At 68.7% G+C, this 15,979-nt stretch carries 16 protein-coding genes; 6 read left to right on the top strand and 10 right to left on the bottom strand.

Annotated features, from left to right (window positions below; all coding sequences use genetic code 11):
* The first annotated feature begins 6 nt into the window (after window positions 1-6).
* A complete protein-coding gene (wsfD, locus tag EV148_RS02720; protein ID WP_131993065.1) occupies window positions 7-1,431 on the top strand; it encodes a glycan biosynthesis hexose transferase WsfD in 1,425 nt (474 codons plus the stop codon).
* Between the two features lie 249 nt (window positions 1,432-1,680).
* On the opposite strand, the gene EV148_RS02715 is transcribed toward wsfD, so the two are convergent.
* The 3 genes from EV148_RS02715 to EV148_RS02705 all read right to left on the bottom strand — a co-directional run bounded on the left by EV148_RS02715 (window position 1,681) and on the right by EV148_RS02705 (window position 3,975).
* Window positions 1,681-2,226 carry a hypothetical protein gene (locus EV148_RS02715; protein ID WP_131993062.1) on the bottom strand — a complete coding sequence of 182 codons (546 nt, stop codon included), beginning with the start codon at window positions 2,224-2,226 and terminating at the stop codon, window positions 1,681-1,683.
* A 96-nt stretch (window positions 2,227-2,322) separates the two neighbouring features.
* The gene (locus EV148_RS02710; RefSeq protein WP_131993059.1) at window positions 2,323-2,742 is read right to left on the bottom strand and encodes a hypothetical protein; all 420 of its coding nucleotides are present in this window, start codon (window positions 2,740-2,742) and stop codon (window positions 2,323-2,325) included.
* Window positions 2,743-3,510: 768 nt separating this feature from the next.
* Window positions 3,511-3,975 carry a hypothetical protein gene (locus EV148_RS02705; protein WP_131993056.1) on the bottom strand — a complete coding sequence of 155 codons (465 nt, stop codon included), beginning with the start codon at window positions 3,973-3,975 and terminating at the stop codon, window positions 3,511-3,513.
* A gap of 114 nt (window positions 3,976-4,089) precedes the next feature.
* On the opposite strand from EV148_RS02705, the gene EV148_RS02700 reads away from it, so the two are divergent.
* The 4 genes from EV148_RS02700 to EV148_RS02685 all read left to right on the top strand — a co-directional run bounded on the left by EV148_RS02700 (window position 4,090) and on the right by EV148_RS02685 (window position 9,489).
* Window positions 4,090-5,058: an ATPase, T2SS/T4P/T4SS family gene (locus EV148_RS02700; RefSeq protein WP_131993053.1), complete on the top strand. Its 969-nt coding sequence runs from the start codon at window positions 4,090-4,092 to the stop codon at window positions 5,056-5,058.
* A 616-nt stretch (window positions 5,059-5,674) separates the two neighbouring features.
* A complete protein-coding gene (locus tag EV148_RS02695; protein ID WP_158287279.1) occupies window positions 5,675-6,949 on the top strand; it encodes an alpha/beta hydrolase in 1,275 nt (424 codons plus the stop codon).
* A 372-nt stretch (window positions 6,950-7,321) separates the two neighbouring features.
* Window positions 7,322-7,987, top strand: a complete 666-nt coding sequence (locus EV148_RS02690) for a hypothetical protein (protein WP_131993047.1) — start codon at window positions 7,322-7,324, stop codon at window positions 7,985-7,987.
* 497 nt (window positions 7,988-8,484) lie between these two features.
* Window positions 8,485-9,489 carry a choice-of-anchor Q domain-containing protein gene (locus EV148_RS02685; protein ID WP_131993044.1) on the top strand — a complete coding sequence of 335 codons (1,005 nt, stop codon included), beginning with the start codon at window positions 8,485-8,487 and terminating at the stop codon, window positions 9,487-9,489.
* Between the two features lie 31 nt (window positions 9,490-9,520).
* Here EV148_RS02685 and EV148_RS18335 read toward each other — a convergent pair whose 3' ends face one another.
* The 6 genes from EV148_RS18335 to EV148_RS02660 all read right to left on the bottom strand — a co-directional run bounded on the left by EV148_RS18335 (window position 9,521) and on the right by EV148_RS02660 (window position 13,918).
* The gene (locus EV148_RS18335; protein WP_158287278.1) at window positions 9,521-9,679 is read right to left on the bottom strand and encodes a hypothetical protein; all 159 of its coding nucleotides are present in this window, start codon (window positions 9,677-9,679) and stop codon (window positions 9,521-9,523) included.
* Between the two features lie 136 nt (window positions 9,680-9,815).
* On the bottom strand, window positions 9,816-10,412 hold the full coding sequence (locus tag EV148_RS02680; protein WP_131993041.1) for a 1-acyl-sn-glycerol-3-phosphate acyltransferase: 597 nt from the start codon (window positions 10,410-10,412) through the stop codon (window positions 9,816-9,818).
* The gene (gene arfB, locus EV148_RS02675; RefSeq protein ID WP_131993038.1) at window positions 10,409-10,831 is read right to left on the bottom strand and encodes an alternative ribosome rescue aminoacyl-tRNA hydrolase ArfB; all 423 of its coding nucleotides are present in this window, start codon (window positions 10,829-10,831) and stop codon (window positions 10,409-10,411) included. Before arfB ends, EV148_RS02680 begins: the two co-directional genes overlap by 4 nt.
* 43 nt (window positions 10,832-10,874) lie before the next feature.
* Entirely contained in the window at window positions 10,875-11,570 is a 696-nt protein-coding gene (locus EV148_RS02670; RefSeq protein WP_131993035.1) for a hypothetical protein, read from the bottom strand.
* A 27-nt stretch (window positions 11,571-11,597) separates the two neighbouring features.
* Window positions 11,598-13,247, bottom strand: a complete 1,650-nt coding sequence (ubiB, locus tag EV148_RS02665; RefSeq protein ID WP_425479838.1) for a ubiquinone biosynthesis regulatory protein kinase UbiB — start codon at window positions 13,245-13,247, stop codon at window positions 11,598-11,600.
* A 5-nt stretch (window positions 13,248-13,252) separates the two neighbouring features.
* Window positions 13,253-13,918, bottom strand: a complete 666-nt coding sequence (locus tag EV148_RS02660) for a ubiquinone biosynthesis accessory factor UbiJ (RefSeq protein WP_131993028.1) — start codon at window positions 13,916-13,918, stop codon at window positions 13,253-13,255.
* A 116-nt stretch (window positions 13,919-14,034) separates the two neighbouring features.
* On the opposite strand from EV148_RS02660, the gene EV148_RS02655 reads away from it, so the two are divergent.
* The gene (locus EV148_RS02655; RefSeq protein WP_131993026.1) at window positions 14,035-15,420 is read left to right on the top strand and encodes an alpha/beta hydrolase family protein; all 1,386 of its coding nucleotides are present in this window, start codon (window positions 14,035-14,037) and stop codon (window positions 15,418-15,420) included.
* 39 nt (window positions 15,421-15,459) lie between these two features.
* Here EV148_RS02655 and EV148_RS02650 read toward each other — a convergent pair whose 3' ends face one another.
* A complete protein-coding gene (locus EV148_RS02650) occupies window positions 15,460-15,849 on the bottom strand; it encodes a DUF4156 domain-containing protein (RefSeq protein ID WP_131993023.1) in 390 nt (129 codons plus the stop codon).
* Window positions 15,850-15,979: the final 130 nt, after the last annotated feature.

The following is a 15,979-nucleotide window of genomic DNA, read 5'->3' as shown; positions in this document are numbered from 1 at the left end:
GACCGGTTGGCCAGCGAGCGAACGACCCCGCGGACCGTCTGGCTGCTGCTCATGGCGTTGTGGGCGATCGGCAGCCTGCGCGCGTTCCTGCTCTGGTCGCACGACCCGCTGCACGCGTACGCGAACAGCTATGACCAGACGCGCTACACGAGCTGCTTCGACGTCCATCCCGATCGCCCGGCATCGATCCCCCCGCAGCAGAACAGCCCGCAGGCGCCGTACGCACGCTATCGCTTCATCGCCGGCGGTGAACCGATGTGTTACTGGTCGAGCGAGCTCGCGTTCACCGGTGCCGCGGCTGCGATCTGGGCGCTCGCCGAATCGTTCGGCGGCGGGCCCGTGCACGACGTGCGCTGGGTCGGTGCATTGCGCTGGCTCGCGCTGCTCGCGCTGTCGATCGCGCTGTCACGCGCGTGGTTGCGTCGCGGCGACGCGCGCGCGGCGCTCGCCAACGCGGCGCTGCTGCCGATGCTGTTCGCCGATCCCGGTAATACGCTGTACCTCAATACCTTCTACGCCGAGTGGACAGCGCTGCTCGCCGGCTATGCGACCTTCGCGCTCGCGCTGCTGTGGCGCGACGAGGCGCGCAGCGCTTCGCGCTTCGCGCTGCTCGCGCTCGCCGCCCTGCTGCTCGCGACCTCGAAGATCCAGCACCTCGTGCTGCCGCTCGGCCTCGCTGCCGCCGTGTTCGTGCTCGACCGCGTGCGCCTCGGCCGCACGAGCTGGCGCGCGCTCGCGCTCGGCGCGGGCGCGCTCGCCGGCTGCTGGCTGCAGGTCGCGCAGCTGCATCGTGAAGGCGCGATGATGGACGCGATCGATCAGTACAACCGCGCCGACGTCGTCTTCACCGCACTGCTGCCGTTCGCCGACGACCCGCGCGCGCTGCTCGAGGAACTGCACGTCGACCCCGACTGCGCGATCTACAGCGGCCGCCACGCCTGGGAATTCCCGGACCTCCCCGAACGCGTCTGCCGCGGCCTCGTGAACTTCGACCGCGGCACCGAACTGCGCACGCTCGCCGCACACACGCGCATCGCGCTGCGCCTCGCCGGCCACGCCCCGCTCGCGCTCGACCCGTGGATCGCCAAGAACCTCGGCCAGATCGAAGGTGGCGAGTTCGCGACGATCGCGGCGCTGCCGAGCCTCGGACGCCTGCTGCACGCCTGGCCGTTGCTGCAGCTCGCGCTGCTCGACGCGCCGTTCTTCGCGCTGTTCGCGCTGCTCTGGCGCCCGGGCCTGCGCCGCGGCGCACGCGCGCTCGACTTCACCGCGCTCGTCGCGGTGACGATGCTCGGCACGCTCACCGTCACGATCCTCGGCGACGGGCTCGCCGATGCGGCGAAGCAAGGGCATCTCGTCGTGAATGCGGCGCTGGCATGGGTGTTCGCGATGCTCGTGTCGGGCGCGATGCGCCGCTTTCGGCCGGATTGATCGCCTCGACGTGCGGGCGGCGGCACGCGCTTCGCGCGTACCGCCCTACGCGGCGCGCGAACCTTCGTAGGGTGCGACGCAGCGGCGCGAGAAGGCCGGCCTTCTCGAAGCGCCCCGGCCGCGAGTCCCACCGGTAGCCGCGCGCGCTCGGGATTCCGGATAATTGCTCCGTCCCCTTTGTTGTCGGCAACGTGGTCGCGAGTTTGAGGTGGGACTCGCCGCTACGCGCCTGCGTCCCACCCTACGCGCTTAGTCCTCTTTGCTCTTCTTATCAGCGAAGATACGGATTGCCGTCATTGCAGAACCGTGCAAATTCTCAGCAGCGAGCAATGCTTCTCTCCAATCGATATCGAATCCAAGCCAGTTCACGTCATTTTCGGTAGCAGACCAGACTTGAAGTTCTCGACGGCACCTATCCGATTTGCGACGATTCGAATCGATTGCATAATCTTCCAGATGTTCGAAAACGTCACGGATGGACTTAACCCAAGGAAGCCGTGTGTCGAAAGCTTCTAGTGCGGCGCGAATGGCGCCCTGTAGTTCGGGTACATGCTCGAGCGCAGACACGACGATGCGCAAACGCCGCAACGAAATGGTGAGGAAATGGACGTCCGCCTCGTTGAACAAAGCAATGCCGAATGGATGAAAGGCTACATCTCGCTTGCGAGGCCTCGCGATTCGGTCGTGTTGCAATGAGACTGCCCACATCCAATCATTGGCCAATGACAGGGCTCGTTCAACAATAGCGGAGTCGCTGAGGTCCGGCACCTTCGTTCTGGTCTGCTTCTTTCCCATGGCGCCTAAGCCAAGATTAAGAATGCGCGCCCACTCAAAATTTCCCCGGGCTGGCGCACAGCCAATATGCGATCGGAATGGCTTGTGTGCCAGCAGCTATCCATTGATGCAGAAGTCCGCGATAGCAAAGAAGAGTAGCGCCAGCAATGCTACGGAGAACGAAAAAACATACTTCATCGGACGACACGTGGCGCTTCTGGTCCACCATCCTTGAATCAAAAACTTCCCTAGGAATAAGGAGAGGCCGCCAAAAATGGCGAACAGAGCTGGACCAATGATCGCTAGGATGATGAGTGCGCCGATGAATGATACGAGCGCGACGGAAAGCAGCATCAACAAAAGCCGCGACAAAAAACTCGGTGGACTTCCGCTCTGAAGCTCCAAAGGCAGCATGGTTAAGGCACGAATTCGCTGCTCGTTGGACGATGCGAGGGCAAGAACGGAAAAGCCCGCGCTCATAAGCAATGCGGCGGATATGGCAATCAACCATAGCCAATATTGCCCTTGGAGCCACATGTGATGTCCCTCGTCACAAATGTTCAGCTATTCCAAACTCGGCCTTTGGCAAGGATACATCGATGCGGTCATTGAAGAGACGGGCGCCGAGGAATTGCCCGTTTGAAATGGCGCATGACGGCCGACGAATTCGCTTAAGGAAAGTCGGATTGGTCGAAGCTTCGTCATTCCCGCGAAAGCGGGAATCCATTTTTCCGTCGGTGGCGTCGAGAGCAAAACGGATCCCCGCTTGCGCGGGGATGACGACGATTCGGAGGTCTCGACGTGCCGGCAGGCTCCGAGCCCTTACCCGCTTGCGCCTGCACCCATCAGGACGTAGTCGGCTCGTCCGGCCCGGAGGGCCATCACTGCTCCTCCGTGGATCGCCACTGCACCACCCGAGGACCACGCACGCTCCCCCGAGGAGCCGCGTTCCTCCTCCGAGGAGCAACACTGCCGCTCCGAGGGGCAACACTGCTCCTCCGAGGACCAGCACTGCTCCACACCGGGCGCAGTCATGCCCCTTCGAGGACCGAGGCTCCTCCTCGGAGGACCGTGCCTCCTCCTCCCGACGAGCAACCTTCCTCTTCGGAGGACCAGAGCTGCGCCTTCGAGGAGCAAGCCTGCTCCCGGGAGGTGCGTCGCTGCGCCTCGGAGGAGCGGCACTCCTCCCCGGAGGCACGATGCGCCGATCGGGTCGGCGATCGACAGCGCACGCCGCGCCGGATCGCAGGCAAAAAGAAAGCCGCATCGCTGCGGCTTCGAAGACATCACCGGTAGCGCCCTGCGCTACGCGGCTTTCGGCTCGGTCGATCGCGAGCGCTTGGTGAAGCGCGTGGCGAGCGACGCGCGTAGCGGTTCCAGGCTCTGGCCGCCGCCGGAGACCTTGAGCAGCTTGTAGCCGTGCAGGGCGGTGGCCATGACGTCGCTGCCGAGCGCCATCTGCGTATCCGAACCGCGCGAATACAGGCGCCCGAGCCGCTGCATGAGCGGGCGCAGCGCGTCGTAGGTCGCGAGGTCCGACTGCGCCTCGGGCAGGCCGAGGTTCGGGTTCACCACCTGCGGGTTCTGGCCGAGCAGCGACAGCGTCTGCCGGCAGAACTGCTCGGACTTGCCGCCCATGCGCGGCACCGACCGGCGCTGCTCGGGGCTGAGCGACACGAAGCCGCCGAGGGTGGTTTCCAGCGCGGTCAGCGCGGCATCGGCGGCGGCGAGCTGCTCGCCGGTCAGGGTCATCGACGCGAGGTTCTGCATGGTTCCACTCCTTCTCGTTCCCGTCCGGACCCCTATGGCCCGGGCGAGGTGCCCCGTCGGCACCGGGGCATTGGAACAAGGGGGCGGCTCAGATCCTGAGACAGGCGGGACACGGTGGTTTTCGCCACGTTGGCATCAGGGATCGCAACGGCGGCGGCATGCGATCATGATGGCTTGTCCTATCGTGAGGGCGATGCCATGCCTCCGACGTCCGTGCAGCCCTCGCTGATGCATATGTCCGCGCCGGACCACGGCCCGACGATCGTCGACATCCTCGACGAGCGTCAAAGGCGGGCCTATGAGCAGGCGCTTTCCCGGGAACGAGGTCTGATCCTGGCCGTCGGCCCGACGAACTCAGGCAAGGCCGCGCTGCTGTATCACGGCATGCGCATGCTGCGCCGCCTGCGCGGAGCCCATGTGCCGATGGCGACGATCGAATGGGTCGCGCGCGATCGACTCGACGACGCGATGCGCGTCGTCGTGTCGAGCAAGGATGGCGTCACCTTCGACAGTGCGCTGAAGCGGCTCGCCGACGACGGGACGAAGGCCTTCCTGGTCGGCGAGATTCCGGACTACGCAACGGCGATGGAAGCCGTGCGCCTGACCACGCAGCGCCGACGACTCATCCTTTCGACCGTGCACACGCTGGATGCGCCGCACGCGTTGCAGCGTCTCCGCAGTATCGGCGTCCCGGTGGACGGCATCGGGGAGTCCGTCGTGCTCGTGTTCGCGTTGCGCGCGGTGCGCAAGCTGTGCCCGGAATGCCGGGAGCCGCTGCACTTGCCGCCGCATTCGCTCGAGGTCGCCGGCTACTCCGACGACGACATTGCGGAAGGGGTGACGCTCTGGCGCCCGAACCGCGACGGCTGCGTCTACTGCACGAACGGATTCCGAGGGCGACGGTTCGTCTGCCAGATGCTGCCGATGACCGACGGCATCCGAGGCGCCCTGGTCGATGCGGATATCCACGCCATCCGGCGAACGGCGATGGCCGAAGGCATGCGATCACTGAGAAAGGAACTGCTCGACGCAGCACGCGCGGGCGATGTCTGGATAGCGGATGTGGATGACGATGTACCGTAGCCACGCCGGCGACCGGCATCGCGGCGTCGTCGTTCTGCGATCGCTGTCCCTTCTCCCGCTTGCGGGAGAAGGTGCCGGAGGCGGATGAGGGGAAGCAGGCGAGGTGTCGCGCGGCTCCCCTCACCCGCGCCTGCGGCGCGACCTCTCCCGCGAGCGGGAGAGGTGGGGTGCATCGCCGCGTGCGGTGCCCACGGAGTGGATCGCAGGAACCGGCACAACGCGTCGGTCCGCGATCGCTGTCCCTTCTCCCGCCTGCGGAGAAGGTGCCGGAGGCGGATGAGGGGAATCGTGCGAGCTGTCGCGTGATTTCCCCTCACCCGCGCCTGCGGCGCGACCTCTCCCGCGAGCGGGAGAGGTGGTGGAGGCGCATCGCGGCCTCCGCCGCTCCCATAAAGTGAATCGCAGGACGGACACGACACCTCGCTCCGCGATCGCTGTCCCTTCTCCCGCTTGCGGGAGAAGGTGCCGGAGGCGGATGCGGGGAAGCAGGCGAGGTGTCGCACGGTTCCCCTCACCCGCGCCTGCGGCGCGACCTCTCCCGCGAGCGGGAGAGGTGATGGAAGAGCATCGCGGCTTCCGCCGCTCCTACGGGGGACGCCTCCGCTACGATCGGCGCATGGTCCTGCCTTGGCTTCGTCGTCTGCTCCGCCGTGCGGCGTGGGTGATCCTGTTCGCCGTGCTCGCCGGGCTCGGCCTGTTGCTCGCGCGCGCGTTCGAAGCGCGCGGCAAGCCGGACCTCATGCCGTGGCATCGCATCGTGCTCGCGCACGAGGTGCATGCCGACGCGCTCGACGCGCGCTTCACATGGGCCGACTATCTCGCGCGCGAACGGCAAGTGTTCGACGACCTGCACGCACAGCTGGCCACCGCTGCGGTCGCCGGCGAATTCCGTTACGAGAAAGACAGTCGCCTCGGCGCGCGCGCGGGCGCACGCGACTGGAATCGCTCGTTCGAATCGACGCCGGCGCAGCCGCGCGGCGGCGTGCTGCTGCTGCACGGCCTCACCGATTCGCCGTACAGCGTGCGCACGCTCGCGGCGACCTACGAGCGCGCCGGCTTCGCGGTGATCGCGCCGCGCCTGCCGGGCCACGGCACCGTGCCCGCGGGCCTGCTCGACGTGCGCTGGCAGGACTGGCGCGCGGTCGTGCGCATCGCGATGCGCGAGCTGCGCGCGCGCGTCGGCGCGGACAAGCCGATCCACATCCTCGGCTACTCGAACGGCGGCGCGCTCGCGCTCGATTACGCGCTCGATGCGCTCGACGACGCGCGCCTGCCGGCGCCGCAGCGGCTCGTGCTGGTGTCGCCGATGATCGGCTTGCGAGCGTTCGCGTCGCTGTCGCGCTGGCTGCCGCTGTTCGGCGGCTTCGCCTATTTCGAGAAGTCGCGCTGGATCGACATCCTGCCCGAGTTCAATCCGTACAAGTACAACTCGTTTCCGGCGAACGGCGCGCTGCAGTCGTACCTGCTGGCCGCAACCTTGCGCGCGCGCATCGCCGCCCTCGCGGCGAGCGGCGGTCTCGCGCGCCTGCCGCCGGTGCTCGCGTTCCAGTCGGTGCTCGACAGCACGGTCAGCAGCGCGGACGTCGTGCACGCGCTGTTCGACCGGCTGCCCGCCAACGGCAGCGAGCTCGTGCTGTTCGACATCAACCGAGCGAACCTGCTCGCGCCGATGTTCCGCTCGGCGGCCGCCGGGCAGATCGATGTGCTGCACGGCGCGGCGCCGCGCCGCTGCTCGCGCTGTTCGTGCTGCTGGTTCGCCCCGGACTGCGTCGCGGCGCGCGCGCACTCGATTTCACCGCGCTCGTCGCGGTCACGATGCTCGGCACGCTCACCGTCACGATCCTCGGCGATGGCCTCGCCGATACGGCGAAGCAGGGGCATCTCGTCGTGAATGCGGCGTTGGCATGGGTGTTCGTGATGCTCGTGTCGGGCGCGATGCGCCGCTTTTGGCCAGGTTGATCGCCTCTACGGGCGGGCGGCGGCACGCGCTTCGCGCGTACCGCCCTACGCGCCGCCCGGTTTTCGTAGGGTGGGACGCAGCGGCGCGAGAAGGCCGGCCTTCTCGAAGCGCCCCGGCCGCGAGTCCCACCGGTAGCCGCGCGCGCTCGGGATTCCGGATAATTGCTCCGTCCGACTCCGTCCCCTTTGCGCTCGCAACTGTTGCGCGGGCGGACATTTCGGCTCGTAAAGGTACCGTGACCATTGTAGGATCGGCCAAGTTCACGGCATCCTGGGGGTGGGAATGCGTCTTCTAGTACCGATTGTGCTCATCGTCGTCTTGGGGGGATGTGCTGATGCCAAGCACCCGAAAGCCCTGGCGGGAGAGTGGAAGGAAATTGGCCAATCCAACCCACGTCACATTCTGTTCTACGAGTCGGGGGACTACGTGGAAAAGATTTTTGCGGGCTACCCAAGGGTCGCAAAGTGGGACGTCGAGAGCTCGGGATCCGAATTGGTTCTGAACGTTGCTTGGGACAAAGCCAGAGTCCGCAACATCACTGCGAAGGGACTCGAGATTGTGTTTGGACCACCCAAATACGTGCCCGAGTTTGGAGAACCCGGATTCCCGATCTACAAAATGGAAAAAGTGAGTGACCTTCCACCATCACCGACATGCAGCACAGCACAAGTCGAGTTCAAGCCGAAATCCGACGTCGTAATCAACGAACGAGGGACTCGCGCCGAATTTGACCTCGTCAATCACTGCTCTGAAAGGGTAGCCGTGCTGTATGACTACGCTCTAGTCACTCAGGAAGCCAATGTGAAGGCAGCCGATGTTTCGTTTGCCGGTCGGAATGAGGGCATCGCGCCTGGGGCCTTCGTCTCGGTCGTGGTAGAAAGTCGCAAAGGGAGCCTTGATGGCGTCAAAGGTATCCAGATGATTCCGATGTTTGTCACGACGGGCAAAGACAGCGGATCAATGTTCTAGGCGCATCGGACGCTGACACCACTTTGGGCGCCGGGAACGGCGGATCAGTTCCCGGACGCACGCCGTACCGTTCCGCGCCATCGAGAGCCGCGTGGACCTACGTGCCCCTCGAGGGGGCGGCTCAGATCCTGAGACGCGGGAGGGAGATGGAGAGCATCGCGGCTCCGCCGCTCCTGCAGCGGGAGCGAGCGTTGCCCGAGGATGTCTCCTGTGGGAGCGCCGGCAGGCGCGATGCGATGCCGCCTTCTCCGAATCCGCGGACGAGGCCCTCTATCGCGCGAAGGACGCGGGTCGAAATCGCGTCGACGCGAGCCGCATTCCCGAGCCGCCTTCGTAGCCGGGTTCCCGGCCGGTTCCGCCGTTCGATAACCCCGGGTTATCGGACGATCGCGGGGCGGAATGACGATAAGCCGGTGACATCGATCCATCCAAACATTTCATTGGCGGGGGATTCCGTCGGCCGCGCAGGATCCGGCAATGGCCAAGGGAGGACTCCGATGAACGTCCTGCGAAGCGTCGCCTGCGCGGCCGCGATGCTGCTTGCCGGCCCTCCTGCGCATGCCGCGTTCTACTGCGTCAACACGTCGCTCGCACTCGCGATCGCGCTGAACCAGGCGCAGAGCAACGGCGAGGACGACGACATCGAACTCGAAGTCGGCACCTACGCCCTCGGTGGCGAGCTCGACTACTTCGCGGCCGACGGCGAGACGTACGACCTGACGATCCGCGGCGGCTCGGCGCCGGGCACCGGTTGCTTCGAGCGTGCGACCTCGGGCGCGAGCGTGCTCGACGGCCAGGACGCGGTCCGGCCGCTCTACATCAGTGCGCACGGCCGCGTCGACGTCATCGGTATCACGTTCGAGAACGGCGCGCCGACGCAGTACGCGGGCGGCGCGCTGAACCTGTCCGCGCCGATCGCGCGCGTCGAATCGAGCGTGTTCGTCGCCAACCACGATGCGCCGGGCAACGTTGCCGCGGCGGCGTACGTGTCCGCGACGAGCGCCTACGTCGTCGGCAACGTGTTCCTGGCCAATGCCGGCGCGTCGACGGTGACGGTGTACTCGGACTTCGTCGCCGACGTGAACAACAACACGGTCGTCGGCAACCAGCTCCACGCCCATGCCGGCATCGGCGCGCTCAACCTGGTCGGGGACGCCCAGTTCAACCTCTCGAACAACATCCTCTGGAACAACGAAGGCAGCGACGTGTTCGACCAGAGCAGCGGCGGAGCCGACTACTGGCACAACGATGTCGGCGTCATCGCCAACATGCCGCCGCACAGCGTCAGCGGCAACCTCGACGTCGATCCGCAATTCGACGGGTTCCTCGGCCTGCGCCCGGCGCCGACGTCGCCGATGGTCAACGCCGGCATCGACAGCCCGCTCGGTGGGGTCGGCGGGACGGACGCGGGGGGTGGTCCGCGCATCATCGGCCAGCACGTCGACATCGGCGCCTACGAAACCGACGTGCTGTTCCGCAACGGGCTCGAACAGGCGACGTAGGCGCGGCTCCCGCCGACCCGCGGGGCCGCGGTCAGTCGAAGCCGTCGGCGAAGACGTGATCGAGCGCGCCGGCTTCGACGGCGCCCGCGTCACGACCGTCGTCGAGCGGGCGCAGGTAGCCGCGCTCGTCGCCGGCAGGTAGCCCGGGAATGCGGCGCCGATCGCGATGCTGTCCGGTTCGTTGCCCCACGGCGGGCGTTTCGACTCCGCCCGCTTCGCGGGCTGCGCTCAGCGCGAACGGGAATTTTCACGTTTCGACCGGCGAAGACTGCTGCCGCGACCGCCGCAGCGCTGCCGCCCCGGGCCCTCAGCCCCCGGCCCGGCCCTCACCCCTCGACATCATGATTCCGCCCCCGAAACGGCCGATACCACGCGCGCAGCGCGGCGAGGTCGGCGTCGAGGTCGGCGGTCGGCGTGAACGGTTCGCCGATCACGATCGAACGGGTTGCATAGTCGAACGCGACGGGCAGCACCGGCACGCCGGCGGCGCGCGCGATGTGCCAGAAGCCGCTGCGCCACTTCGCGACGCGCCGGCGCGTGCCCTCGGGCGCGATGCCGAGCCACAGCCGCGGCTGCGCGCGGAAGCGCGCGACCATCTGCTCGACCAGGCCGTGCGCGGCGGTGCGTTCGATCGGGATGCCACCGAGGTGGCGCAGCAGCCAGCCGAGCGGGCCGACGAACAGCTCGCGCTTGCCCATGAAGGCGATGTCGATGCCGATCGCGACCTTGAACAGCAGGCCCCAGACGCCGTCCCACCACGAGCTGTGCGGCGCGGCGATGAGCACGAGCTGCGGCACGTCGGGAAACGTACCGCGCAGGTTCCAGCCGCACGCGCGCAGCAGCGCCGCGCACAGGCGCCGGCGCGCGTTCTGCGGCATCTGCGGCACGGACGGCGGCAGGGCCGCCCATGCCGGTGCGGTCATTCGCCGCTCCAGTCGCGGCCGCGCGAACGCTTGATCGTCGAGCGCGTCTTCTTGGCGTCGATGCGGCGCTGCTTGGCGGCGCGCGACGGCTTGGTCGCGATGCGCTTCTTCGGTACGACGAGGGCGGCGCGGATCACCTCGGCGAGGCGTGCGCGCGCGTCGTCGCGGTTCTTGGCCTGGTCGCGGAAGCGGTTGGCCTGTATCACCAGCACGCCGTCGTCGGTGAGGCGGCGGTCGCGGCGCGCGAGCAGGCGCTCGCGCAGGGCATCGGTCAGGCTCGGTGACGAGCGCACGTCGAAGCGCAGCTCGACCGCGCTGGCGACCTTGTTGACGTTCTGCCCGCCGGGACCGGCCGAACGCACGAAGCGTTCGACCAGTTCGTCGTCGGGGATTTCGATCTTGCCGTCGATGTCGAGCATCGCCGCATTCTAGCAATGCGGCGACGCCGGCCGCGGGCGCGGCCTACGGGTGGTCGGCGGCGGCGCGCTCGCCGATCTCGGCGAGACGGCGCGCGTCGGCGGCGAGCTTGTCGAGCTGCTCGCTGTCGTTGCGGCCGGTCGCCTGTTCCATGTTGGTGCGCAGCTGCTGCACGCGGCGCGCGCAGAACTCCGCGAAACGCTTCGCGCGCTGGTTGGCCGGTTGCGTGGTCGCGACCTGCTGCACGCGCTGGCACACGTTCTCGGTCTGCTGCAACGCGGCGCCGGCGGTGCCGAGGTCGACGCTGCCCTGCGCCGGCTTCGGCGCGGCCGGGGCCGTGGTCACGACTGCCGGCGGTGCGGCGCCCATGCCGCCGGCCGCGCGCGCCATGTAGAGGTTCATCACGCGCGTGACGACGGCCGGCTGGCTGACGTCCTCGAACGTGAACTTCTCTGGATTGCGCGTGGCATCGCCGAACCAGGGCTGCAGCTTTTCGCGGCAGGCCTTCTTCGATGCATCGGTGCGCATCGCGGCCGGCAGGTTCTGCGAGAGCTTGTCGTCGCCCGACCACGCGCGCAGGCAGGCCACCGCGCTCCCCTCGATGCGCGCATTGGCGTCGCCGGCCTGCGCGCGCTCGGCGCGCAGCAGCGCGGTGAGTTGCGCGTCGTCGGGAACGCGCGGTGCGGAGCAGCCGGCGACGGCGGCGGCACAGGCGAGGCTGGCAAGGGCAAATTTCTTCATCGATGTCTCCAGTGGAACCGGAAGGGGCTAGGACCTGCGCGCGGCCAATGCGAATGCGCCGACCGCCGCGGCGCCGAGCAACCAGGCGACCCAGCGTGCGCCCGGCGGCGCCCCGGCGGGAGCGAGCAGGGCGACGCAGGCGGTGGCGACGGCCAGGGAAACGCCGGCCGACAGCCAGATCGCGACGCGCTGGCCGTGCCGCAGGCGGCGTTCGATCTCCTTCAGATCGTCGGAAGCGACGCGAAGTTCCATTTCGCCGGCATTCGCGCGGCTGAGCCAGCCGTGCACGAGCTGTGGCATGTCCGGCGCCGCGGCGAGCCATTCGGGCACGCGCCGGCGCAGCGTCCTGAGTACCGCGCGCGGTCCGCTGCGGCGGCGCCAGATCCGTTCGAGCACGGGCTTGGCGGTCGCCCAGATGTCGATCCGCGGGTGCAGCAGGCGACCGACGCCCTCGATGTTGAGCAGCGTCTTCTGCAGCAGGATCAGCTGCGGCTGCAGCGTGAGGTCGTGGCGGCGCGCGACCTCGAACAGCTTGACCACGACCTCGGCGAGCGAGATCTCGCTGAGCGGTCGCGTGAAATACGGTTCACAGACCGTGCGCACGGCCGCCTCGAGCTCGTCGAGGCGCGCGTCCGCGGGCATCCAGCCCGCGCGCACGTGCAGCTCGGCGATGCGCGCGTAATCCTGGTTGAACAGCGCGAGGAAATTCTCCGCGAGCCAGTACTGGTCGCGCTCGGGCAGCGAGCCCATGATGCCGAAGTCGAGCGCGATGAAGCGCGGGTCGGCCGGGCGCGTCGCGTCGACCCAGATGTTGCCGGCGTGCGCGTCGGCGTGGAAGAAGTTGTCGCGGAACACCTGCGTGTAGAACAGGCGCACGCCCTTCTCGGCCAGCGCGACGCGATCGATGCCGGCCGCGTCGAGTGCGGCGAGGTCGTCGACCGGTATGCCGCGCACGCGTTCGAGCGTGAGCACGCCCGCGCTCGTGTGCGACCAGACCACTTCGGGCACGTAGAGATCGTCCGAGCCGGCGAAATTGCGCCGCAGCAGCGAGGCATTGGCACCCTCGCGCTGCAGGTCGAGTTCGTTCACGAGGGTCGTCTCGATCTCGTCGACGATCGCCTGCGGGCGGATCTTGTCCGCGCTCGGATGCGTGCGCTCGACCACGCCGGCGAGCGCGCGCAGCAGCGCGACGTCGGCATCGATGCGCGCGTGGATGTCCGGCCGCAGCACCTTGACCACCACCTCGCGGCCGTCGGCGAGCGTCGCCGCATGCACCTGCGCGATCGACGCCGAGGCGAGCGGGGCGTCGTCGAAGCTCGCGTAGCGCGCTTCGATCGTGGCGCCGAATGCGCGCTCGATCGCCGCGCGCGCCTGCGCGGCCGGAAACGGCGCGACGCGATCCTGCAGCTGGGTCAGCGCGTCGGCCACGTCGGCCGGCAGCAGGTCGCGGCGGGTGGAGAGGATCTGACCGAACTTGACGAAGATCGGGCCGAGCGCGGTCAGCGCGAGCGCGAGCCGTTCGCCGCGCGGCAGGACGAGCAGGTCCGCGCCCGGCGCAGGCATCAGCGCGCGCAGCCAGGCGAGCGAACGCGGCCGGCGCGACGCCGGCAGCAGCTCGTCGACGCGATGGCGCGCGAGCACGCCGGCGATGCGCAGCAGGCGCGGCAACTGGCGCAGGGGAATCATGCGTGGCCGGTTCCGCCCGCGCGCAGGCGGCGCACGCGCGCATCGAGCCGCTCGGCGCGCTCGCGCAGTGCGTCCACGTCATCGAGGAAGCCGTCGAGCTCCGCGCGCGCGACGAGGTCGCGTCCTTCCTCGGTGAGGAATTCCGCCGTGTCGCGTGCGAGCGAGCGCGCCGACCCGCGCGTCCAGGCGAATGCGTTGCGCAGCGCGCGCGCGATCGCGACGCCGGCGACGTCGCCGAACGCCTGCGCGAACGCGGCATCGATGTCCGGCGCATAGCCGCGCAGGAGCTGTTCCAGTCGCCGCGCGAGTTCGGCGTCGCCGGCGATCTGCACGCGTCCGGGCGGCAACGCATCGTCGCGACCGCGCGCCAGCGCGAGGCCGAGCAGGCTGCCCGGCGTCGCGGCGACGCGCAGCGCGCTGTCGCCTTCGAAGGCGGGGCCGACGCGCAGGCGCCCGCCGTCGACGACGATGCGCAGGGCCGGTGCGCTGCGTCCGCTCGCGCCGGCGAGATCGAGCGTGACGGCGCGACCGTCGAGCGCCGCGAGGCGCGCGCGCGTGTCCGGGTCGAGCGCGATCGCGCGCGCGAGCACGGCCTCGAGCACGCGACCGAGCGCGGCGAGCAGGGGATTGGGCGTACGGACACGCGACGGAGCGGCTGGCATGGGCGCGGATTCTACCTGCCCGGACTGCCGCGGCGTTCGATCCGCGCGCAGGGCGCCGGTAATGCGGCGCTCAGGCAAGCTCCCGTAACGTGGCGCGCGCCGTTCCGGAGGGGCCCATGATGCGAAGTTGGCTGCAGCGAACCACCGTGCTCGTCGCGCTCGTCGCCGCCGTCGGCGCGCACGCGGCGAGCCGCGTGTACAGCGGCGAGGCGGCATCGGGCGCCTGGTACCAGTTCGAGGTGCCGGATGGCTGGCGCGCGGGCGACACGCTCGTGCTGTACCAGCACGGTTTCGACCTCAAGCCACCCGCGAATGCTCCCGGGCTCGGGCCGCTGCGCCGGGTCATGCTCGCGGAGGGCTATGCCGTCGCCGCGACGAGTTACCGGCAGCGCGGATGGGCATTGTTCACCGCGATCGAGGACAACCGCGAGCTGGTGCGCCTGTTCGCCGCGCAGGTCGGCGAACCCGGCGAGATCATTCCCTACGGTGGCTCGATGGGTGGCCTCGTCACCTTGCGCCTCGCCGAAACACGCGGCCTGCCACCGATGCGCGGTGCGTACGCGCTGTGTCCGGCGGCGGCGGGTTCGCGCCTGTGGGACAGCGCGATCGACCTGCGCCTCGCCTACGACGTCGTCTGCCGCGACGCCGGTGACCTGCCGCAGGGCGACGAGCCACTGCCGTGGGCGGTGGACCTCGCCGACATTCCCGACGACATCGGCGACATCGCCGACGATGCGAGCGTGCTGCGCGCCCTCGTCGCCGTGAACCGCTGCACCGGCGTCAGCCTGCCACCCTACCTGCGCAACGACGCGATGCAGCGACGGCTCGACGAGCTCATGGCCTTCACGCATATCACCGACGAGCATTTCTTCGTGACCAACATCGGCTACGCGACTTACGTGCTCGCCGACATCGTGCGCGCACCGGACAAGCTCGGCGGCCGCAATCCCTTCACCACCGCGGGCGTGGACTATTCGAGCGACCCGCTGGTGGACGCCGGCATCGAACGCCTCGTCGCCGACCCCGCGGCCGCGCTCGCGTTGCGCCGCGCGTCCGACTTCCGCGGCGACACCGGCGCGGTCAAGGTGATCTCGATGCACACGAGCCGCGACCAGCTCGTCGTGCCCGGCAACCAGGACGTCGTGCGCGAGCGCATCGCGCCGGACAAGCGCGTCGTCGCGATCGTCGACGAGGACGTGCCGAGCCATTGCGGCTTCAGTGATGCGGAAGGCGTGGCCGGCTGGGAGGCGCTGCGGACTTGGATCGGCGGCGCGCCGCAACCGCAGGTCGCCGACCTGCAGCAGCAGTGCGAGACGCTCGTCGCGGGTGACCTCGCCGACGGGCCGTGCCGGTTCGATCCGGGCGCCGACGTCGTGCCGTTCGATGCGATCGTGCGGCCACGCCCGGCGCAGGCCGCGGCGGCGCCACCTGCGCATTCGTCGCACGAGCGCCGGCCGTCGCCGGCCGCGGCAACGCGGCGCATCCGCGCGAACGAGCGCTAGGACCGATCGGGAACGCGTCGCTTCGGCCGCGTGCCGTGCTCAATTCCGGATCGGGAACGTCTCGGTCGAGCCGTCCGCGTTCTTCTGCTCGATCTTCATCGGTGCCCGATCGTGGCGGCCGCAGTGGTAGGCGCCCCAGGGCTGCTCGCCGTCGCGCGGCTCGCCGAGCGGCTTGATCGTATCGGCGCCGAGGGTGGCCGCCTCGTTGCGCGCAAGCACTTCCAGTTCATCGCGCACCTTGAGGCCGTTGCGATCCATCGGGCCGACATGGTCGAGCACCGACACGGTGACCTTGCCGACGTCGCGGCAGCCGTCGATGTCACCGTTCCATGCGGTACGCACCTTTTCGCCACCGGAGTCGAGCCTGATGCCCCAGCTGCAGGCGGCAAGCGGCAGGCACAGGACGAGCAGCGGTGACCAACGCTTCATGGGATTTCCTCCGACCGGGCGCGCGCATGCTAGCGCGCGCGGACTGAACGATGACTTCGAGATGGCGAAGCTGCGCCGTCCCGGCCAAAGCCGCGATCCGGGACGTGCCGTCCGGTGCGGGCGAAAGCGT

The organism is Dokdonella fugitiva, assembly GCF_004342425.1.
Classification (GTDB): domain Bacteria; phylum Pseudomonadota; class Gammaproteobacteria; order Xanthomonadales; family Rhodanobacteraceae; genus Dokdonella_A; species Dokdonella_A fugitiva.
The sequence above is the reverse complement of the archived record's forward strand: the minus strand, read 5'-3'. Positions and strand labels throughout refer to the sequence as shown.